The sequence below is a fragment of the Streptomyces sp. NPDC044984 genome, assembly GCF_040646935.1.
Classification (GTDB): Bacteria; Actinomycetota; Actinomycetes; order Streptomycetales; family Streptomycetaceae; genus Streptomyces.
In genome coordinates, this window is the sequence record NZ_JBEZBE010000004.1 from 17,308 (window position 1) to 34,702 (window position 17,395).

General features: G+C 70.8%; 15 protein-coding genes. 7 read left to right on the plus strand and 8 right to left on the minus strand.

All coding sequences use genetic code 11. From position 1 onward, the window contains the following. The first annotated feature begins 1 nt into the window (after nucleotide 1). From AB0A94_RS05535 to AB0A94_RS05565, 7 genes are all read left to right on the plus strand, one after another. Nucleotides 2-685, plus strand: coding sequence for a hypothetical protein (locus tag AB0A94_RS05535; RefSeq protein WP_361739891.1), 684 nt, complete (start codon nucleotides 2-4; stop codon nucleotides 683-685). Nucleotides 686-712: 27 nt separating this feature from the next. After that, the gene (locus AB0A94_RS05540; protein WP_361739250.1) at nucleotides 713-1,261 is read left to right on the plus strand and encodes a nuclear transport factor 2 family protein; all 549 of its coding nucleotides are present in this window, start codon (nucleotides 713-715) and stop codon (nucleotides 1,259-1,261) included. A gap of 45 nt (nucleotides 1,262-1,306) precedes the next feature. Next, the gene (locus tag AB0A94_RS05545; RefSeq protein WP_361739253.1) at nucleotides 1,307-2,128 is read left to right on the plus strand and encodes a hypothetical protein; all 822 of its coding nucleotides are present in this window, start codon (nucleotides 1,307-1,309) and stop codon (nucleotides 2,126-2,128) included. Between the two features lie 62 nt (nucleotides 2,129-2,190). Continuing rightward, on the plus strand, nucleotides 2,191-3,450 hold the full coding sequence (locus AB0A94_RS05550) for a lytic transglycosylase domain-containing protein (RefSeq protein ID WP_361739255.1): 1,260 nt from the start codon (nucleotides 2,191-2,193) through the stop codon (nucleotides 3,448-3,450). 87 nt (nucleotides 3,451-3,537) lie between these two features. Beyond that, entirely contained in the window at nucleotides 3,538-3,990 is a 453-nt protein-coding gene (locus AB0A94_RS05555; protein ID WP_361739894.1) for an MmpS family transport accessory protein, read from the plus strand. Nucleotides 3,991-4,250: 260 nt separating this feature from the next. After that, a complete protein-coding gene (locus tag AB0A94_RS05560; protein ID WP_361739258.1) occupies nucleotides 4,251-5,228 on the plus strand; it encodes an arabinan endo-1,5-alpha-L-arabinosidase in 978 nt (325 codons plus the stop codon). Beyond that, entirely contained in the window at nucleotides 5,210-6,643 is a 1,434-nt protein-coding gene (locus AB0A94_RS05565) for a family 43 glycosylhydrolase (RefSeq protein ID WP_361739261.1), read from the plus strand. The genes AB0A94_RS05560 and AB0A94_RS05565 overlap by 19 nt, the downstream gene beginning before the upstream one ends. 12 nt (nucleotides 6,644-6,655) lie before the next feature. Here AB0A94_RS05565 and AB0A94_RS05570 read toward each other — a convergent pair whose 3' ends face one another. The 8 genes from AB0A94_RS05570 to AB0A94_RS05605 form a co-directional block, all read right to left on the minus strand. Next, a complete protein-coding gene (locus AB0A94_RS05570; protein WP_361739263.1) occupies nucleotides 6,656-8,452 on the minus strand; it encodes a histidinol-phosphate transaminase in 1,797 nt (598 codons plus the stop codon). 158 nt (nucleotides 8,453-8,610) lie between these two features. Next, on the minus strand, nucleotides 8,611-9,765 hold the full coding sequence (locus AB0A94_RS05575) for an aldose epimerase family protein (RefSeq protein WP_361739266.1): 1,155 nt from the start codon (nucleotides 9,763-9,765) through the stop codon (nucleotides 8,611-8,613). A 55-nt stretch (nucleotides 9,766-9,820) separates the two neighbouring features. After that, nucleotides 9,821-11,068 (minus strand): multiple monosaccharide ABC transporter permease, encoded by a 1,248-nt coding sequence (gene mmsB, locus AB0A94_RS05580; protein ID WP_361739269.1) that lies wholly within the window; start codon nucleotides 11,066-11,068, stop codon nucleotides 9,821-9,823. Further along, nucleotides 11,065-12,615: a multiple monosaccharide ABC transporter ATP-binding protein gene (mmsA, locus tag AB0A94_RS05585; protein WP_361739272.1), complete on the minus strand. Its 1,551-nt coding sequence runs from the start codon at nucleotides 12,613-12,615 to the stop codon at nucleotides 11,065-11,067. The genes mmsB and mmsA overlap by 4 nt, the downstream gene beginning before the upstream one ends. A gap of 32 nt (nucleotides 12,616-12,647) precedes the next feature. Further along, nucleotides 12,648-13,757, minus strand: coding sequence for a multiple monosaccharide ABC transporter substrate-binding protein (gene chvE, locus AB0A94_RS05590; RefSeq protein WP_361739275.1), 1,110 nt, complete (start codon nucleotides 13,755-13,757; stop codon nucleotides 12,648-12,650). 138 nt (nucleotides 13,758-13,895) lie between these two features. Next, nucleotides 13,896-14,864, minus strand: coding sequence for a hypothetical protein (locus AB0A94_RS05595; RefSeq protein ID WP_361739277.1), 969 nt, complete (start codon nucleotides 14,862-14,864; stop codon nucleotides 13,896-13,898). A gap of 123 nt (nucleotides 14,865-14,987) precedes the next feature. Then, complete coding sequence (locus AB0A94_RS05600; protein WP_361739279.1) at nucleotides 14,988-15,992, minus strand: alcohol dehydrogenase catalytic domain-containing protein; 1,005 nt, start codon at nucleotides 15,990-15,992, stop codon at nucleotides 14,988-14,990. 25 nt (nucleotides 15,993-16,017) lie between these two features. Beyond that, nucleotides 16,018-17,181 (minus strand): mandelate racemase/muconate lactonizing enzyme family protein, encoded by a 1,164-nt coding sequence (locus tag AB0A94_RS05605; protein WP_361739282.1) that lies wholly within the window; start codon nucleotides 17,179-17,181, stop codon nucleotides 16,018-16,020. Nucleotides 17,182-17,395 lie beyond the last annotated feature (214 nt).

A 17,395-nucleotide genomic window follows, 5' to 3' on the forward strand; every position in this document is an offset into this window, starting at 1 on the left:
ACTGGTACGGCTGCTGCGCGGGGGCAGAGCACAGGATTCCGCGGGGGACGCGGACCCGGAAGCGGGCCCCGAACCGGACCAGGCTTCCGGGACGGGACCCGGGGACCGGCGTTCCGGGGACGGGCGCTCCGATGCGGAGGGCCTTGCGGAGGAGTCCTCCGCGGACCCGGCGGACGGTGTCCGCGCCCGCCGGACACGGCGGGCCGTCCTCGCCGGGATCGCCGCCGTGCTCGTCCTCGGCGGCTGCGGCTTCCTCTACGGCGCCCACCGGCTCACGTCGGCCGAGTCCGCCCGGAACCGCGCGCTCACCGACGCCGAGGCTACCCACCGCGTCGCCGGCGAGGTCGCCAACGCCCTCGCCCGTGTCTTCTCCTACACACCGGACGGCACCGCGGCCGCCGAGCGCTCCGCACGCTCCGTCCTCGACGGGCGCGCCGCCCGCCAGTACCAGGACCTCTTCGACCAGGTCCGCGACGACCTCACCGAGCAGCGCGTCACCCTGAGCACCCGGGCCGTCCGCACCGGGGTGATCGAACTCGACGGCGACAGGGCGCGCCTGCTGGTCTTCCTCGACCAGACCTCCCGCCGCGGCAAGGACGAGGCCACCACCGCGGCGGCCCAGCTCACCGTCACGGCCCGGCTCGAGAACGACCGGTGGCGGATCGTCGACCTCAAGGCCCGCTGACCCGTGCGCGGGAGACTGGAGCACCCCATGGAACGCGCGGTCCGCGTCCTCACCGCACACCGCCCCCGGCCCCTGCCGTCCCTGCTCCTCGCCCTCACCCTCCTCGCGGGCGGCTTCGCGGCCTGGACGGGGCAGGACTGGTACCGCGCTGCCCACGACGACCGGGCCGCGTACGCCGCGCAACGGGACGAGGCGCTCGCCGCCGGGGAGCAGGCCGTGCAGAACCTCAACACGCTCGACCACCGGGACCTGAACCGGGGCCTCGACCTGTGGGAGTCGTCGACCACCGGTGAACTGCACGAACAACTGGCGTCGGGGCGCGACGAGTTCGCCGAGCAGGTGAAGGCGGCGAAGACGGTCACCACGGCCCGGGTGCTGTCGGGCGCCGTCACCGAGCTCGACGACCGCGCGGGCCGCGCCCGGGTGCTGGTCGCCCTGCGCGTCACCGTCAGGGCGTCCGACGGCGCGAAGACGGACAAGGACAGCCGCATGCTCGGCGAACTCACCCGCACCGGGGGCCGGTGGAAGCTGAGCGCCCTGGGACAGGCCCCCGTGGGCGGCGCACCGACCGGCTGACCCGGTTCCGCACCGCGCAAGCCGCCGCACCGAGAGGACAGCACGATGTCGACGACCCGCCACCACATCAACCGCCAGCGGCGCCGCCAGGCCCGCGAGAACCGGCCCGCCGCTTCCACCGGGGCCCCGGAGAGCACCGGAAGCCGGACCCGCACGGGCGGTACGGCCGTCCTGTCCTCTCCCGGCCCCTCGACCTCGCCCTCGTCCTCGTCCTCCGCGCGGACGACCGGGACGACCGGAACGGCCCGGACGACCGAGGAGGGGAAGGCGGACCGGACCCGGTCGCGCCGCCCGGTGGGCCTCGTGGTGCTCTGCGCGCTGACCGTCCTCCTCGGCGGCTTCGCCGGCTGGGCGCACGCGAAGGCCGAAGCGCTCCGGGACGACCCCGCGCGGCGCAACACCGCCCTGACCGACCTCGCCCGCACCGGCGAGATCAAGGGGCAGACGTCCAAGGCCGTCGACCGGCTCTTCTCCTACGACCACACCGACCCCGGCGCCCTCGGGAAAGCCGCGCGGGACCTCCTCACGGGGAAGGCCGTCGACCAGCACCGCACCCTGCTCGCCGACGTCCGGAAACGGGCCGACGAGCAGAAGGCGGTGATCACCACGACGGTCACCGAGAGCGCGGTCGAACGGATCGACGGCCACCGGGCCCGGGTCCTCGTCTACGCCGACCAGAGCAGCGTCGCCACCGCCGGAAGCACGAAGGACGCGAAGAACGCGAAGGACCCGAAGGGCGCCAAGGACGCCAAGGACGCCGAGGACACGCAGGACGAGGGCGTGTACGCGGGCGCCATGCTCGCCGTCGACGTCGTGCACCGCGACGGACGGTGGCTCGTCTCCGGCATCGACACCTTCGGCCGCTGAGGACCGCGCGGCCGACGGAACCCATGGGCGCGACCGCCCCGCATCCGACAGGAGTGACAGCCATGCCCGTACGCCGCACACGACGTCCGCGCACCGGCCGGACCCGCAGGGGACTGCGGACGACCGCCGTCACCGTGGCGGCGATGGCGGCCCTCACGGCCTCCCAGGCCCCCGGAATCCTCGGGGACGCGCGGGACGCCCACGCCGCCCCGCCCGCCGACGACGACGCCCGCGGGACGGCGGCAGGCGGTCCGTACGCCGAACTCGTTCCGCCGGGCGACGGTTCCTACCACACCGAACTCCCGCCCCTGAGGACCCGGGACGCCGCGTCGGCCTCCCCGGCGCTCACGCGGGACCTCCGCTCCCAGTCCGGCATCCCGGCCACCGTGCTGCGCGCCTACCGCGCCGCCGAGACCTCCGTCGGCAGGACGGACCCCGGCTGCCGGCTGCCCTGGGAACTGCTCGCGGCGATCGGCAAGGTCGAGTCCGGCCAGGCGCGCGGCGGCGCGGTCGACCGGAACGGCACCACCCGGGGCCGGATCACCGGACCACCGCTCAACGGCCGGGGGTTCGCCCTGATCCGGGACACGGACGGGGGTGCCCACGACGGCGACACGGTCTACGACCGCGCGGTGGGACCGATGCAGTTCCTGCCGTCCACCTGGGCCCGCTGGGGCACGGACGGCAACGGCGACGGCCGCGCCGACCCGAACAACGTCTTCGACGCGGCCCTGGCGGCCGGCCACTACCTGTGCGCGGGCGACCGGGACCTGGGCCGGGCCGCCGACCTGGACCGGGCGATCCTCAGCTACAACCACTCGCGCCCCTATCTGAGGCTGGTCAGGTACTGGCTGGACTTCTACAGCCGGGGGGTCCACACCGTCCCCGACGGCGAGGGCGTCGTCCCGAGGAGTCCCGGCGCGGGAGGCGACACCCCGGCGACCGAACCCGTGGACAAGGGCAGCGGCGGAAAGGGGAACGACGGCGGCGGCATCGTCATCGGCCCGGACCCGAGCACCCCCGGTAGCCCCGCGCCGTCCCCGGGCCCCTCCTCACCCACTCCGCGGCCGTCCTCCTCCCCGTCCCCCGGCCCCAGCACCTCCCCGACGGCGCCTCCGACGAGCCAGGAGCCCTCGGAGTCACCCGGCGGATCCCCCACGCAGAGCCCGTCGCCGTCGCCGGACCCGACCGGCCCGAGCCCCTCGCCCGCCGACCCGGACGACTGCTCCGCCGGGTCCGGCTCCGGCTCCCCGTCTCCCGACCCCAGCACCTCCCCGACCGCCCCGTCCTGCCCGACTCCGTCGGCCACCTCGTCCGGGTGAGAGAGCCCGGTTTGACCTGACTCACCCTTCAACTACCTTCTTTTCAAAGGCAGTTCATTCGAATGGGGGTCCTTCCGCATGAACCGCATGAACTGCATGAACCGCATCCACCGCTCCCTCACGTCCGCGCTCGTCGCGGGCTGCCTGGCCCTCGGCCTCGGCGCCTGCTCCGAGGAGGCCGCCGACCGGGCCGAGGACGAAGTGGTCGAGGAAGTCGACGAGCGCGTCGACGAGGAGTACCAGGTCACCTACGAGGTGACCGGCGGGAAGGTCGACTCCATCGACTTCAACGCGGGCGGCGGGAGCGCGGCCGACCCGAAGTTCGAGACGGTGGACGACCCCACCCTGCCGTGGAAGAAGACGGTGACGCTGCGCGGCATCGAGGCTCCCGCCGTCATACCGGTGACCCTGGACACCGGGGGCGGTTCCGGTGAGCTGTCCTGCCGGATCGTCCACGAGGGCGAGGTGCTGGCCGAGAAGTCCGGTGCGGGCGCCGTCTCCGCGGCCGGCTGCGTCGCCGTCTCACCGGTCACCGGCTGACTCCTCCGGACGCCGCGATCACCGCGTACGTCCCCGCCCGCCGCGATCACCGCGTACGCCTCCGTCCCCGGCGGATCCGGCAAAGCCCGTTTGCCGTGCGTATGCCCACCCGGTGTTTCGGGTTCGCTCCGCGCAGCCCGCAAGAGGGGCTGCGCGGACCATTGACGCGCAAGTGGTTCGATTCTACGGTCCGTTCGAACTTGCGATCGCCGTTCGGGATGCCGAACGCACGCTGACCCCCACCGCAAGGAGAACCCCGTATGAGCCGCACCCTCCGCAAGCGCACCGCCCTGCTCGCGCTCCCCACCGCCGCGCTGCTCGCCCTGATGCCGACCACCGCGTCGGCGTACCCCAACCCCGGCCGCGTCACCGGGTCCGTCGTCACGCACGACCCGTCGATGATCCGGACCTCCTCCGGGCAGTACCTCCTCTACGCCACCGGCGGCGGCATCGCCAGCAAGACCTCCAGCGACCGCACCGCCTTCTCCGCCGGCGCCGACGCGTTCTCGTCCCGGCCGAGCTGGTGGCGGAACTACTCCTCCGTGCCGGAGGCCTGGGCGCCGGACATCTCGTACCACGGCGGCAAGTACCTGATGTACTACTCCGTCTCGAAGTTCGGGTCTAACACCTCCGCCATCGGGCTGGCCGGCTCCACCACCGGACAGCCGGGCAGCTGGACCGACTACGGCACTGTCTACACCTCGAACTCCTCCAGCGACTTCAACGCCATCGACCCCAACCTCTTCGTCGACGACGACGGCAAGTGGTGGCTGTCCTTCGGCAGTTGGTGGACCGGCATCAAGATGATCCAGATCAACCCCTCCACCGGGAAGCAGCTCTCCACCAACACCACCCGCTACTCCCTCGCCTCCCGCCCCTCCGGGACGAAGGCCGTCGAGGCGCCGTTCATCGTCAAACGGAACGGCTACTACTACCTCTTCGCCTCGTACGACACCTGCTGCGCCGGCACCGGCTCCACCTACAAGGTCAAGGTCGGCCGCGCCACCAGCGTCACCGGGCCGTACCGCGACAAGAACGGCGTCTCGATGATGAACAACGGCGGCACGCCCGTCCTCGAGTCGCACGGCAGCGTCATCGGCCCCGGCGGCCAGTCGATCATGAACGACGTCGACGGGGACCTGATCGTCTACCACTACTACGACGGCAACGACAACGGCACCCCCAAGCTCGGCATCAACCTCCTGAACTGGAGCAGCGGATGGCCCGTCGCCTACTGACCCTGCTGGCCGCGCTGCTGCTCGCCCTCTCGCTCGGGCAGTCGTCCGCGCAGGCGGCCTCCTTCACCAACCCCGTCAAGGCGCAGAAGGGCGCGGACCCCTGGATCGTCCGCCACGACGGGAACTACTACCTGATCAGCACGTCCTGGACCGACGTCATCACCATCCGCAAGTCGCCCACCCTCGGCGGCCTCGCCACCGCCCCCAGCGTGCAGGTGTGGCAGGGCGACGCGGCCTCCCGGTGCTGCAACATCTGGGCGCCGGAGCTGCACTACCTCAACGGCCGCTGGTACCTGTACTACGTCGCCGGGCAGAACGTCGCCGACTACAACCCCACCCAGCGCAGCCACGTCCTGGAGAGCGCCGGATCCGACCCCATGGGACCGTACGGCTACAAGGGGCAGCTCAACTCCTCCTGGATGCTGGACCCGACGGTCGCCACCGTCAACGGGCAGCTGTACCTCTTCGGCAGCACGCACGACGGGACGCAGAACGTCGTCGCCGCGCGCATGTCGAACCCCTACACGGTGAGTTCGTCCTTCTCGACGATCTCCACGCCCACGTACGACTGGGAGCGGCAGGGCGGCACCGTCAACGAGGGCCCGGAGATACTCCAGCGGGGCGGCCGCACCTTCCTGATCTACTCCGCGAGCGGCTGCTGGACCCCCGACTACAAGCTCGGCCAGCTCACCCTCACCGGGTCGAACCCGGCCTCCGCCTCCTCGTGGACCAAGAAGTCCACGCCCGTCTTCCAGCGCAGCGACGGCAACGGCGTCTACGGGCCGGGCCACAACGGGTTCTTCACCTCGCCGGACGGAACGGAGAGCTGGATCGTCTACCACGCCAACGACTCCGCGTCCGAGGGGTGCGACAACGGGCGTACGGCACGGGCGCAGAAGTTCACCTGGAACGCGGACGGATCGCCGAACTTCGGTACGCCCGTCCGCCTCGGGGCGAGCCAGAACGGGCCCTCGGGGGAGTCGGCCGCCGTCTCCACCACCTACACCCTCACCAACCGCAACAGCGGCAAGTGCCTCGACCTGACCGGGAGTTCGTCCGCCGACGGCGCCGACGTGCGGCAGTACGCCTGCAACGGCGGCGCCAACCAGCGGTGGCGGCTCGAGGACCTCGGGGACGACACCCACCGGCTGGTGAACGCCGCCACCGGCAAGGTGCTGGACACCGAGAACTGCTCGTCCGCCGACGGCGCCGACCTGCGGCAGTGGTCGTGGCTGGACAACACCTGTCAGCGGTTCCGGTTCGTGGCGACGGACAGCGGGCACGTCCGGATCGTCAACCAGGCCACCGGCAAGGTCGCCGACGTCGCCGACTGCTCCACCGCGGACGGCGCCGACGTACGGCAGTGGACCTGGCTGAACAACGGCTGCCAGCAGTGGCGGCTCGATCCGGCGTAGGTCCGCGGTGGTTCAGCCCGTCCGGCCCATCCCCGCCGCGTCGGGCCAGGCGGTCTGCGGTCCCGGCCAGCCCGTCGCCGGGGCCGCGGAGAGGCCGTCGGTGCCCCTGACCTGGGCGGCCGTCAGGCCGCCGCGGGCGGGGACACCGGGCGGGGTGAGAACGGGGGGCGGCGGCATCTGCGCCGGTGCCGGGTACGCCGCCGCGGCGGGCATCGGCGCCTGAGCCGTCTGCGCCACGGGCGCGAGCGGCTGCGCGGGCTGCGGGACCGGCTCCGGAACCCGCTGGGGCGCGGGCTGCGGGATCTCCTGTGGCACGGGCTGCGGCGCGGGCTGGGGCACGGGCTGCGGCATGAACTGCGGCGCGGGCTGGGGCACGGGCTGCGGCACGAACTGCGGCTCGGGCTGAGCAACCGGCTGAGCAACCGGCTGAGGCACCCCCGTCACCACCGAAGCCGCTGCCGGCACCGGCATCCCGCCGCCCGTGCCCGCCGCGGGGGCGGGCACGGCGGCGGGGAGCGGCATGCCGGTGCCGGTGGTCGGAGTGGCGGCGAGCCCCGGAGCGCCGGCACCGGCGGCCTGGGCGGCGAGCCCCCGCGTGCCCGACCCGTTGGTCCGGCTCACCAGGCGGTCCACGGCCGCCGTGCCCGAGCTGTAGCCGGTGCCCGCGGCCTGCCCCGGCGCGGCGGCCCCCTTCCTGGACGTCCCGTAGAGCACCTGTTCCAGGCCGGACACCAGGCGGCGCACGTCCACCTGGGGGCGTACCACGAGACGCAGGAAGCGGCTGGACGAGCCGATCTTGTTGCCGCACTCGCGGACCAGGATCCGGTGCTCGGTGAGCATCCGGTCCCGGACCACGGTGCCTTCGGCGCCCACGGGGAGGCGCACGAAGAGGAAGTTGCCCTGGGACGGGTAGACCGTCAGTCCGGGCAGCGAGGAGAGCTGGCCGGACATGTCCATCCGGTCGCGGCGGACCTGGTGCAGGCTCTGGGCGTACTCGGCGCCGTGCTCCTTCAGCATGAACACCACGTGCTCGGCGAAGGAGTTGAGGTTCCACTTGGGGAGCATGGAACGGATCCGCCCCGCGAGCGCCGGGTTGGCGACCAGGTAGCCGAAGCGGATGCCGTGCAGGCCGAAGTTCTTGCCGAGGCTGCGCAGCACGATGACGTTGGGGCGCAGCATCGCCTCCTGCACCACGCTCGGTTCGTTCTCCGCGTCGGCGAACTCCAGGAAGGACTCGTCGACCACCACCAGGTCCAGGTCGGCCATGGCGTCCATGAACTGCACGATCGCGTGCTTGTGCAGGAAGCCGCCGTCGGGGTTGTTCGGGTTGCAGATCACCGCCACCCGGGTGCCCCTGGTCCGGATGAACTCCGCGTACTGCGCGAGGTCGAGGGCGAAGCCGCCGGCCTCCTGGAGCGGGAACATGTCGACCCGTTTGCCGGTCTCCATGGGCTGGTCGGTCCAGCGGCCGAAGGTGGGGACGGGGACGGCGAGGGACTCACGGACCAGGAGGTGGTCGATCCAGGTGATCAGCTCCGTGGAACCGTTGCCCATCGCCACGCACTGCGGCGGCAGCCGGAGCAGGCCGCACAGCTCGGCCGTGATGGTGTCGGCGCTGCTCGGGTAGTACGTGATGATGTCGCGCAGCCGGGCCGCCATGTCCTCGAACATGGCGGGGGTGGGGAAGTACGGGTTGCAGGGGATGCAGAAGTCCACCGGGCCGGCCCCGTCGCTCTCCCGTGTCAGCGCCGCCATCGACGGACTGTGCGCCGCGGTGCTGCGGAACAACGAGGTGACGTTGCCGGCCATGGAACCTCCGTGTGCGACGGGCCCGCCGGGGAGGGGGCCGGGCCCGTCATGCCTGGATGGCCCGCGCGGGGGAGCACGGGCCACCCAGGGGTACGGAGCGGGAAGCGCCGCCGTTCAGCTCGTGTGAGGAAAATGTGACGGCGGCGATCCCCCGGGGCTCATGCCCCGAACGAATGGACCGTCGTCGTCCGGTACGTCTGCCCCGGCCGCAGCACGGTCGACGGGAACGACGGCTGGTTCGGCGCGTCCGGGAAGTGCTGGGTCTCCAGGCACAGTCCGTCGCCCTGCCGGTAGACCCGGCCGCCGGTGCCCACGAGGGTGCCGTCGAGGAAGTTGCCGGAGTAGAACTGCAGGCCCGGTTCGTTCGTCGCGATCCTCAGCGTGCGGCCGGAGGACGGCTCACGCAGCAGCGCGACCTGCTCGGGACGGCTGGTGACGCCCTTGTCGAGCACCCAGTTGTGGTCGAAGCCCTGCCCGTACAGCACCTGCTGGTGCGCGGTGCGGATGTCCCGGCCGATCGGCTTGGCCCGGCGGAAGTCGAAGGGGGTGGCCGCGACCCGCGCCAGTTCGCCCGTGGGGATCAGCCCCGAGTCGACCGGCGTGTAGCGGGAGGCGGCGATGGACAGCTCGTGGTCGTGGATGGAGCCGCTGCCCTCGCCGGCGAGGTTCCAGTAGACGTGGCTGGTGAGGTTGACCACGGTGGCCTTGTCGGTGGTGGCCTCGTAGTCGACGCGCCAGTCGCCGCCGCGGGTGAGGGTGTACGTGACCTTGGCGCGCAGCGTGCCCGGGTAGCCCATCTCGCCGTCGACGCTCGTGTGGTACAGGTACAGGCCGACGTCGGAGCCCCGGGTGAACGGCTCGACGTCCCAGACCCGCTTGTCGAAGCCCTGGGAGCCGCCGTGCAGGCTGTTCTCGCCGTCGTTGACGGAGAGCTGGTACGCGGTGCCGTCGAGGGTGAAGCGGCCCTTGTCGATGCGGTTGCCGTAGCGGCCGATCAGGGCGCCGAAGTAAGGGCTGGAGGCGACGTACTCCTCGAGGGTGCCGAAGCCGAGGGAGACGTTGGCGTACCGGCCGCGGCGGTCGGGGATCTCCAGGGACTGGACGATGCCGCCGTAGGAGAGGACCTTCATCCGGGTGCCGCCGTTCTCCAGCGACCAGCTGTGGACCTTGGTGCCGTCCGCGAGCCTGCCGAAGAGCGACCTCACCGGTCCGCCCCTGCCCGACGAGGCGTGCGCCGTTCCGCCGAGGGAGGTGGTGGCGGCGACACCGGCCGCCGCGGCTCCTGCGATGACCGTGCGTCTGTTCAGTTCCATCCGTGCGGCTCCCGAGAAGGAAGGGGCCCCGCCGTCCGGCGGGGCCCGAGCTGACTTACGAACCGGACTTGCGCTTGTTCCACACGTCGAAGCCGACCGCGGCCAGCAGCACCAGGCCCTTGATGACCTGCTGCCAGTCGGTGCCGACGCCGACGAGGTTCATACCGTTGTTCAGCACGCCCAGGACCAGGCCGCCGATGATCGCGCCGAGGACCGTGCCGACGCCGCCGCTCATCGACGCGCCGCCGATGAACGCGGCGGCGATGGCCTCCAGCTCGAAGTTGAGGCCGGCCTTGGGAGAGGCCGCGTTGAAGCGGGCGGCGAAGACCAGACCCGCCAGGGCCGCGAGCATGCCCATGTTCAGGAAGACCAGGAAGGTGACCTTCTTGTCCCGCACGCCCGACAGCTTGGCCGCGGGCAGGTTGCCGCCGATGGCGTAGATGTGGCGGCCGATGACGGCGTTGCGCATCACGTAGCCGAAGCCGACGAGCAGCGCGCCGAGGATCAGCAGCACGATCGGGGCGCCCTTGTAGCTGGCCAGCAGCATCGTCACGACCAGGATGGCGGAGCCGAGCGCGACGAGCTTCAGCAGGAACAGCTTGGCGGGCAGGACGTCGAGGTCGAACTCCTTCTGGCGGCGGCGGTCGCGGACCTCCTGGAGGACCACGAGCGCGATCAGCGCGAAGCCGAGGAGCAGGGTGAGGTTGTGGTAGTTGGTCTCGGGACCGACCTCGGGCATGAAGCCGTTGGCGACCGTCTGCAGACCCTTGGGGAACGGGCCGAGGGTCTGGCCCTCCAGGAAGATCTCGGTGAGACCGCGGAAGGTCAGCATGCCCGCGAGGGTCACGATGAACGACGGTATGCCGCCGTAGGCGATGAACCAGCCCTGTACCGCGCCCGCGAGGGCGCCCACGGCCAGGCACAGGATCACCGCGACGGGCCAGGGCATGTCGTTCTTGACCATGAACACGGCGGCCATCGAGCCGACGAACGCCGTCAGCGAGCCGACCGACAGGTCGATGTGGCCCGCGATGATGACCAGCATCATGCCGATCGCGAGGATCAGGATGTAGCTGTTCTGCAGCACCAGGTTGGACACGTTGCGCGGCAGCAGCAGGTCGCCGCCGGTCCACACCGCGAAGAGCGCCACGATGAGGCCGAGGGCGATCAGCATGCCGTACTGGCGCATGTTGCGGCGCATGCCGTCCAGCATCAGCTGGAGCAGGCCGTCACCGCCGCCCGCCCCGTTCCTGCCCGGCGGCGCGGCCGCCGGGGTCTTGTCGGTGACTTCGGTGCTGCTCATCGGGATACCTCTTTGTCCTTCGTCATCTGACGCATCAGCGATTCCTGGGAGGCCTCGGCCCGCGAGAACTCACCGGTCAGCCGCCCCGCGGCCATCGTGTAGATGCGGTCGCACATGCCGAGCAGTTCGGGCAGCTCGGAGGAGATGAAGACGACCGCCTTGCCCTCGGCGGCCAGCTTGTCGATGACCGTGTAGATCTCGTACTTGGCGCCGACGTCGATGCCGCGCGTCGGCTCGTCGAGGATCAGCACATCGGGACCCGCGAAGATCCACTTGCTGAGCACGACCTTCTGCTGGTTGCCGCCGGACAGCTTGCCCACCGGCTCGAACACCGTCGGGGCCTTGATGTTCATCGACTTCCGGAAGCGCTCGGAGACCTGCCGCTCCTCGTGCTCGTCCACCACACCGCGCCGGGCGACCTTCTTCAGGGCGCTGAGCGAGATGTTGCGGTTGATGGTGTCGATGAGGTTCAGGCCGTAGTGCTTGCGGTCCTCGGTGACGTACGCGATGCCGTGGCCGACCGCCTCGGGGACGGTCTTCGTACGGATCTCCGTGCCGTCCTTGAGGACGGTGCCGGCGGCGTACCGGCCGTAGGTGCGGCCGAAGATGCTCATCGCGAGCTCGGTACGGCCCGCGCCCATCAGGCCGGCGATGCCGACGATCTCACCGCGCCGCACCTCGAGGGACACGTCGTCGACGACCTTGCGCTGCTGGTCGATCGGGTGGTGCACGGTCCAGTTGCGGACCTCCAGGGCCGGGGCGGCGCCCTCCTCCGGCTGGTGCGGGGTGCGCTCCGGGAAGCGGTGCTCCAGGTCGCGGCCCACCATGCCGGAGATGATCCGGTCCTCGCTGGTATCCGCGGCCTTCACGTCGAGCGTCTCGATGGTCCGCCCGTCCCGCAGGATCGTCACCGAGTCGGCGACCTTGCGGATCTCGTTGAGCTTGTGGGAGATGATGATCGAGGTGATGCCCTGTTCCTTCAGCTCCAGGATCAGATCGAGGAGTTTGTCGCTGTCCTCGTCGTTCAGGGCCGCGGTCGGCTCATCCAGGATGAGCAGCTTCACCTTCTTCGAGAGCGCCTTCGCGATCTCCACCAGCTGCTGCTTGCCCACGCCGATGTCGGCGACGCGGGTGTCCGGGTGGTCGGACAGACCGACCCGGCGCAGCAGTTCGGTGGCGTGCTTGAGGGTGGCGTTCCAGTTGATGAACCCGCGCGTGGCGTGCTCATTGCCGAGGAAGATGTTCTCGGCGAGGGAGAGGAACGGCGACAGCGCCAGTTCCTGGTGGATGATGACGATGCCGCGCTGCTCGCTGGCCCGGATGTCCTTGAACTCGCAGGGCTCCCCCTCGAAGAGGATGTCCCCCTCGTAAGTGCCGTGCGGGTGGACGCCGGAGAGGACCTTCATGAGGGTCGACTTGCCGGCGCCGTTCTCACCGCAGATGGCGTGGACCTCGCCCTTCCGGACGGTCAGCGTGACGTCCGACAGCGCCTTGACGCCGGGAAAGGTCTTGACGATCGAGCGCATTTCCAGGACGGGTCCCGCCATGGTCGTGCCTTCCAATCCTTGAAGGGGCCCGGTTACTTGAGCTGGTCCTCGGTGTAGTAGCCGCCGTCGACCAGGACCTGCTTGTAGTTGGACTTGTCGACGCTGACCGGCTGCAGCAGGTAGGCGGGGACGACCTTGGCGCCGTTGTCGTACGACTTGGTGTCGTTGACCTCGGGCTCCTTGTCGTTGAGGACCGCGTCGACCATGTTCGCGGCGACCTTGGCGAGCTCGCGCAGGTCCTTGAAGACGGTCTGGGTCTGCTGGCCCGAGATGATCGACTTCAGCGAGGCGACCTCGGCGTCCTGGCCGGTGACGACGGGCATGGCCTTGCTGCCGGAGCCGTAGCCGTCCGACTTCAGGGCGGACAGGATGCCGATGGAGATGCCGTCGTAGGGCGAGAGCACCGCGTCGACCCGGGCGCTGCGGTAGCTGGAGGTGAGCAGGTCGTCCATGCGCTTCTGCGCGGTGCCGCCGTCCCAGCGCAGCGTGGTGACCTGGTTGAGGTCGGTCTGCTTGGAGCGGACGACCAGCTGGCCCTTGTCCATGTACGGCTTCAGGACGTTCATCGCGCCCTGGAAGAAGTACCGGGTGTTGTTGTCGTCGTTGGAGCCGGCGAACAGCTCGATGTTGAAGGGGCCCTTCTTGCCGGCCTTCAGACCCAGCTTGTCGACGATGTAGCCGCCCTGCAGCTCGCCGACCTTCTCGTTGTCGAACGAGGCGTAGTAGTCGACGTTCTCCGTGCCGAGGATCAGCCGGTCGTAGGAGACGACCGGGATGTCGGCGTCCTTGGCCTGCTGCAGGACGTTGCCCAGGGACTTGTTGTCGATCGCCGCCACGATCAGGGCGTCCACACCCTGCGTGATCATGTTCTCGATCTGCGAGACCTGCTGGTCCGGGTCGTCCTCGCCGAAGACCAGCTTGGTCTTGAACCCCTTGGCCTTCAGCTCCTTCTCGACGTTGGCGCCGTCGGCGATCCAGCGCTCGGAGGACTTGGTCGGCATCGCGATGCCGATGGTGGCCCCGTCCGAGCCGCCCTTGTCCTCCTCGCTGCCGCCCTCGCTGTTCTGGCCGCAGGCGGTCAGGGTGAGGGCGAGGGAGGCGGCCGAGGCGACGGCGGCGAGTGCGGCTCTGCGGTTACGCATGATCATCATCCTTGATGTGGGTGCGGGTCGGTCCGGACGTGCGGGGCGCTTCCGGGGGTGGAACCAGGGGACCGAGAAAGAGGTGCGTGCGATTGTGCGCGGCTGTGTCTACTTCTGTGAAGTCGAGTTTCCGGAACGTTATGACGAAATTTCGAACCGGCTCAGATCGCCCGGAAGCCGGGACCCGAGCGGCGCCATGTCGCCGTCCGCGCCGTGCCGGGCCAGCAGGTCCAGGGCCAGCCGGCCGCGCCGCACGCGCTCCTTCGCGGTCGCCAGGGTCAGCTCCCGCAGGTGGTGCCCGTACGGGTAGATCCCGGGCGCCTTGGACAGGCCGAACTTCAGGTACAGCGGGGCGCCGCGCCGGATGAGTTCGGCGACCTCGTACATCCGCACGTAGCCGCCGAGGTCGTCGGGGGCCTCGATGTACATGTCCATCGGCGTGGCCGAAACCCGCCGTATCTCGGTGAGGTGATCGAGCGTCAGGTCGCTGGGGACGTTGATCGAGTCGGCGCCGAGCCGCTCGTAGACCGCGAACGAGGCCGGGTTGACCGGCCCGACGAGCGCCGAGAGCTTCAGCGTGGTGTCGGCGGGCAGCAGCCCGGCCGCCCGCGCCCGGTGCAGCGTCCACAGCACGCCCTCGTCGGCGACGAGCAGGCACTTCACGCCCAGCTCCGTGGCGCGCACGGCGTCCTCGACACAGCCGGCGACCGCGTCGTGGCCCCGGGCGCGCAGTCCGGCGCCGCCCGAGTCGGTACGGGTGGAGCCGCCGATGTCCCAGGTGCCGCGCGGACCGGTGAACAGGCAGAGCTCGATGTCGCGCTCCGCGGTGGCCTCGACCATCTCGGTGATCTCGGCGTCGGTCAGCATCCAGACGCCGCTGCCCTGGCTGATCCGGTGGATCGGCACGTCGAGGCGCGAGGCCTCCTTCAGGACCACGGCCAGCGCCTCGGGGCCCTCGCACGAGGGGATCTCGGTGCGCCAGCGGCCGCCGCCGGGGAAGGTGTGCGGCGAGGCGTCGGCGGGGTCGAGGGCGGGCGCGCTCAGGCCGAGCGCGGTGAGGGTCTGCTCACCGGGCCTGCGGGGAGCCGTGGCGGAAGCGTCGGTCACAGGGTGTCCTTTGGTTCGGTATGTCGGACGAAGTTCGCGGCTCGGGGTACGAGTCGGGCGGGAAGGGGGCCGGGCGCACGCCGGTACGGGGACCGTCAGGTCGCCCCCGTACCGGCGTACGGACTAGGGACGCAGCAGGACCTTGCCCACCTTCGGGTCGCCGGACCCCACCAGCTCGATGGCCTCCGGGAACTCGGTGAGCGGCAGCTCGTGGCTCACCAGCGGCAGCGGATCGAGCAGCCCGGCGGCGAACACCCGCACGGTGTGCGCCCAGGCGTCCGGCGGCGCGCCGAAGACGGTGTGCACCTCCAGCTGCCGTACGACCAGGTCCGTGGGGTCGAGCCCGTCGGCCCCCGGCGCCGGGATGCCGGTGAGGACCAGCCGCCCGCCGCGCCGCAGCAGCGAGGCCGCCGTACGGGCCGCGTCCGCGGACCCGGCGGTCTCGATCACCACGTCGAAGTCGTCCGGGAGCTCCCTGTCCTTGGTGCGGAAGTCGGTGGCCCCGTACTGCCGGGACAGCGCCTCACGGTCGCCCCGGGAGCCCACCACCAGCAGCTCGGCAGGGGAGTTGGCCCGCAGGAACTGCACGGCGAACATTCCCAGCGTGCCGGTGCCGACCACCGCCACCCGCTCACCGGGCACGGCGTTCGCCTTCAGCGCGGCGGCGGCGATGCAGGCGGCCGGCTCGAGCAGCGCGGCGGCGCTCAGGTCGGCGTCGTCGGGCAGGACGTGCAGCAGCCGGGCCGGGAGGGTCAGCGTGGCGGCCATGGCGCCCGGCTGGGTGAAGCCGGTCTCCTCGTAGCCCGCCGAGCACAGCGTCGTCTCACCGGCGTGGCAGCGGTCGCAGACCTGGCAGTTGCGGAAGCCCTCGCCGACCACCTTGCGGCCGACCAGCGACCGAGGCACCCCCGCGCCCACCCGCTCCACCGTCCCGGACCACTCGTGGCCCGGCGTGAGCGGGTAACGCACGTACCCCTCGGGCCGGTTGCCCTGGTACACCTCGCGGTCACTGCCGCAGATGCCGGAGGCGTGGACCCGGACCAGGGCCTCGCCGGCCCCGGGCTCGCGCGGCTCGTGCGGGACCAGGCGGTGCTCGCCGGGCCCCTCGATGACGACCTGGGTGCTCATCGAGCCCCTCCCGGGCGGCCGGCGGTCACTTGGTGCCCTTGGGCTTGCGCTGCTCCCAGCCCTCGGCCCACAGGTCGAACCGGGCTTGCTGCTGCGGGAACTCGGCCGCCGCGTCGACGTCCAGCTCCACACCGAGGCCGGGGGCGTCGGAGAGGTGGAAGCAGCCGTCCTCCGGGTTCACCTGGGGCGCGCCCTTGACGACCTTCTTGATCTCCGCGTCCGCGAAGTCGTTGAAGTGCTCCAAGATCTTGAAGTTCGGGGAGGTGAAGCCGACCTGGAGGGACGCGGCGGTCAGCACGGGGCCGCCGACGTTGTGCGGGGCGACCAGCATGTAGTGGGTCTCGGCGGTCGCGGCGAGCTTGCGCGTCTCCCAGATGCCGCCGATGTGGCCGACGTCCGGCTGCAGGATGTCCACGGCCTGGCTCTCGAACAGCTCGCGGAACTCGATCCGGTCGTGGATGCGTTCACCGGTGGCGACCGGCATGTCGACCTTCGCGGCGACCTTCTCCAGCGCCTTGAGGTTCTCCGGCGGAACCGGCTCCTCCAGCCAGGCCGGCTTGAACGGCGCGAGCTCCTTGGCCAGGCGCACGGCGGTGGCGGGGGAGAAGCGGCCGTGCATCTCCAGCATCAGCTCGGCGTCGGGGCCGATGGCGTCACGGACCGCCTCGATCAGGGAGACCGCGTACAGGCTCTGCTGGTGGTCGAGCTCGAAGTGCCCGGTGCCGAACGGGTCGATCTTCAGCGCCCGGTAACCGCGCTCCATCACGGCCTGCGCGGCCTTGTGGTACGCCTCGGGGGTGCGCTCGGTGGTGTACCAGCCGTTGGCGTACGCCTTGACCTTGTCGGTGACCTTGCCGCCGAGGAGCTGCCAGACGGGCACGCCGAGGGCCTTGCCCTTGATGTCCCAGCAGGCCATCTCGATGACGGCGATACCGGACATCACGATCTCGCCGGCGCGGCCGTAGTCGCCGTACTTCATCCGGCGGACCAGGTCCTCGACAGCGAACGGGTCGGAGCCGAGAATGTGGTTGACCTCGGCTTCCTTCAGGTAACCCAGGAGGGCGTCGGTGTGGCCCAGCATCCGGGTCTCGCCGACTCCGGTGATGCCCTCGTCGGTGTGCACCTGGACGTACGTCAGGTTGCGCCACGGCGTCCCGACCACGTGTGTGCTGATTCCGGTGATGCGCACGGCAGTTAGCCCCTCGCTGTGGTGGTGGACCTTGTCGTCGGTGTTCGCAGTTCGACGTGTTCGATATTTCGTCACGCGTTCGAAATGCTGGCGTGACAGTAAGGACGGGGTGGCGGGGGTGTCAATGGGTCGCGCGCATAACGGTTTCGACAGTTTCGAAACCATTGGGCAAGGGTCCGCACCAAACCTTCACAGCAAGGTCTATGAAGCGGGC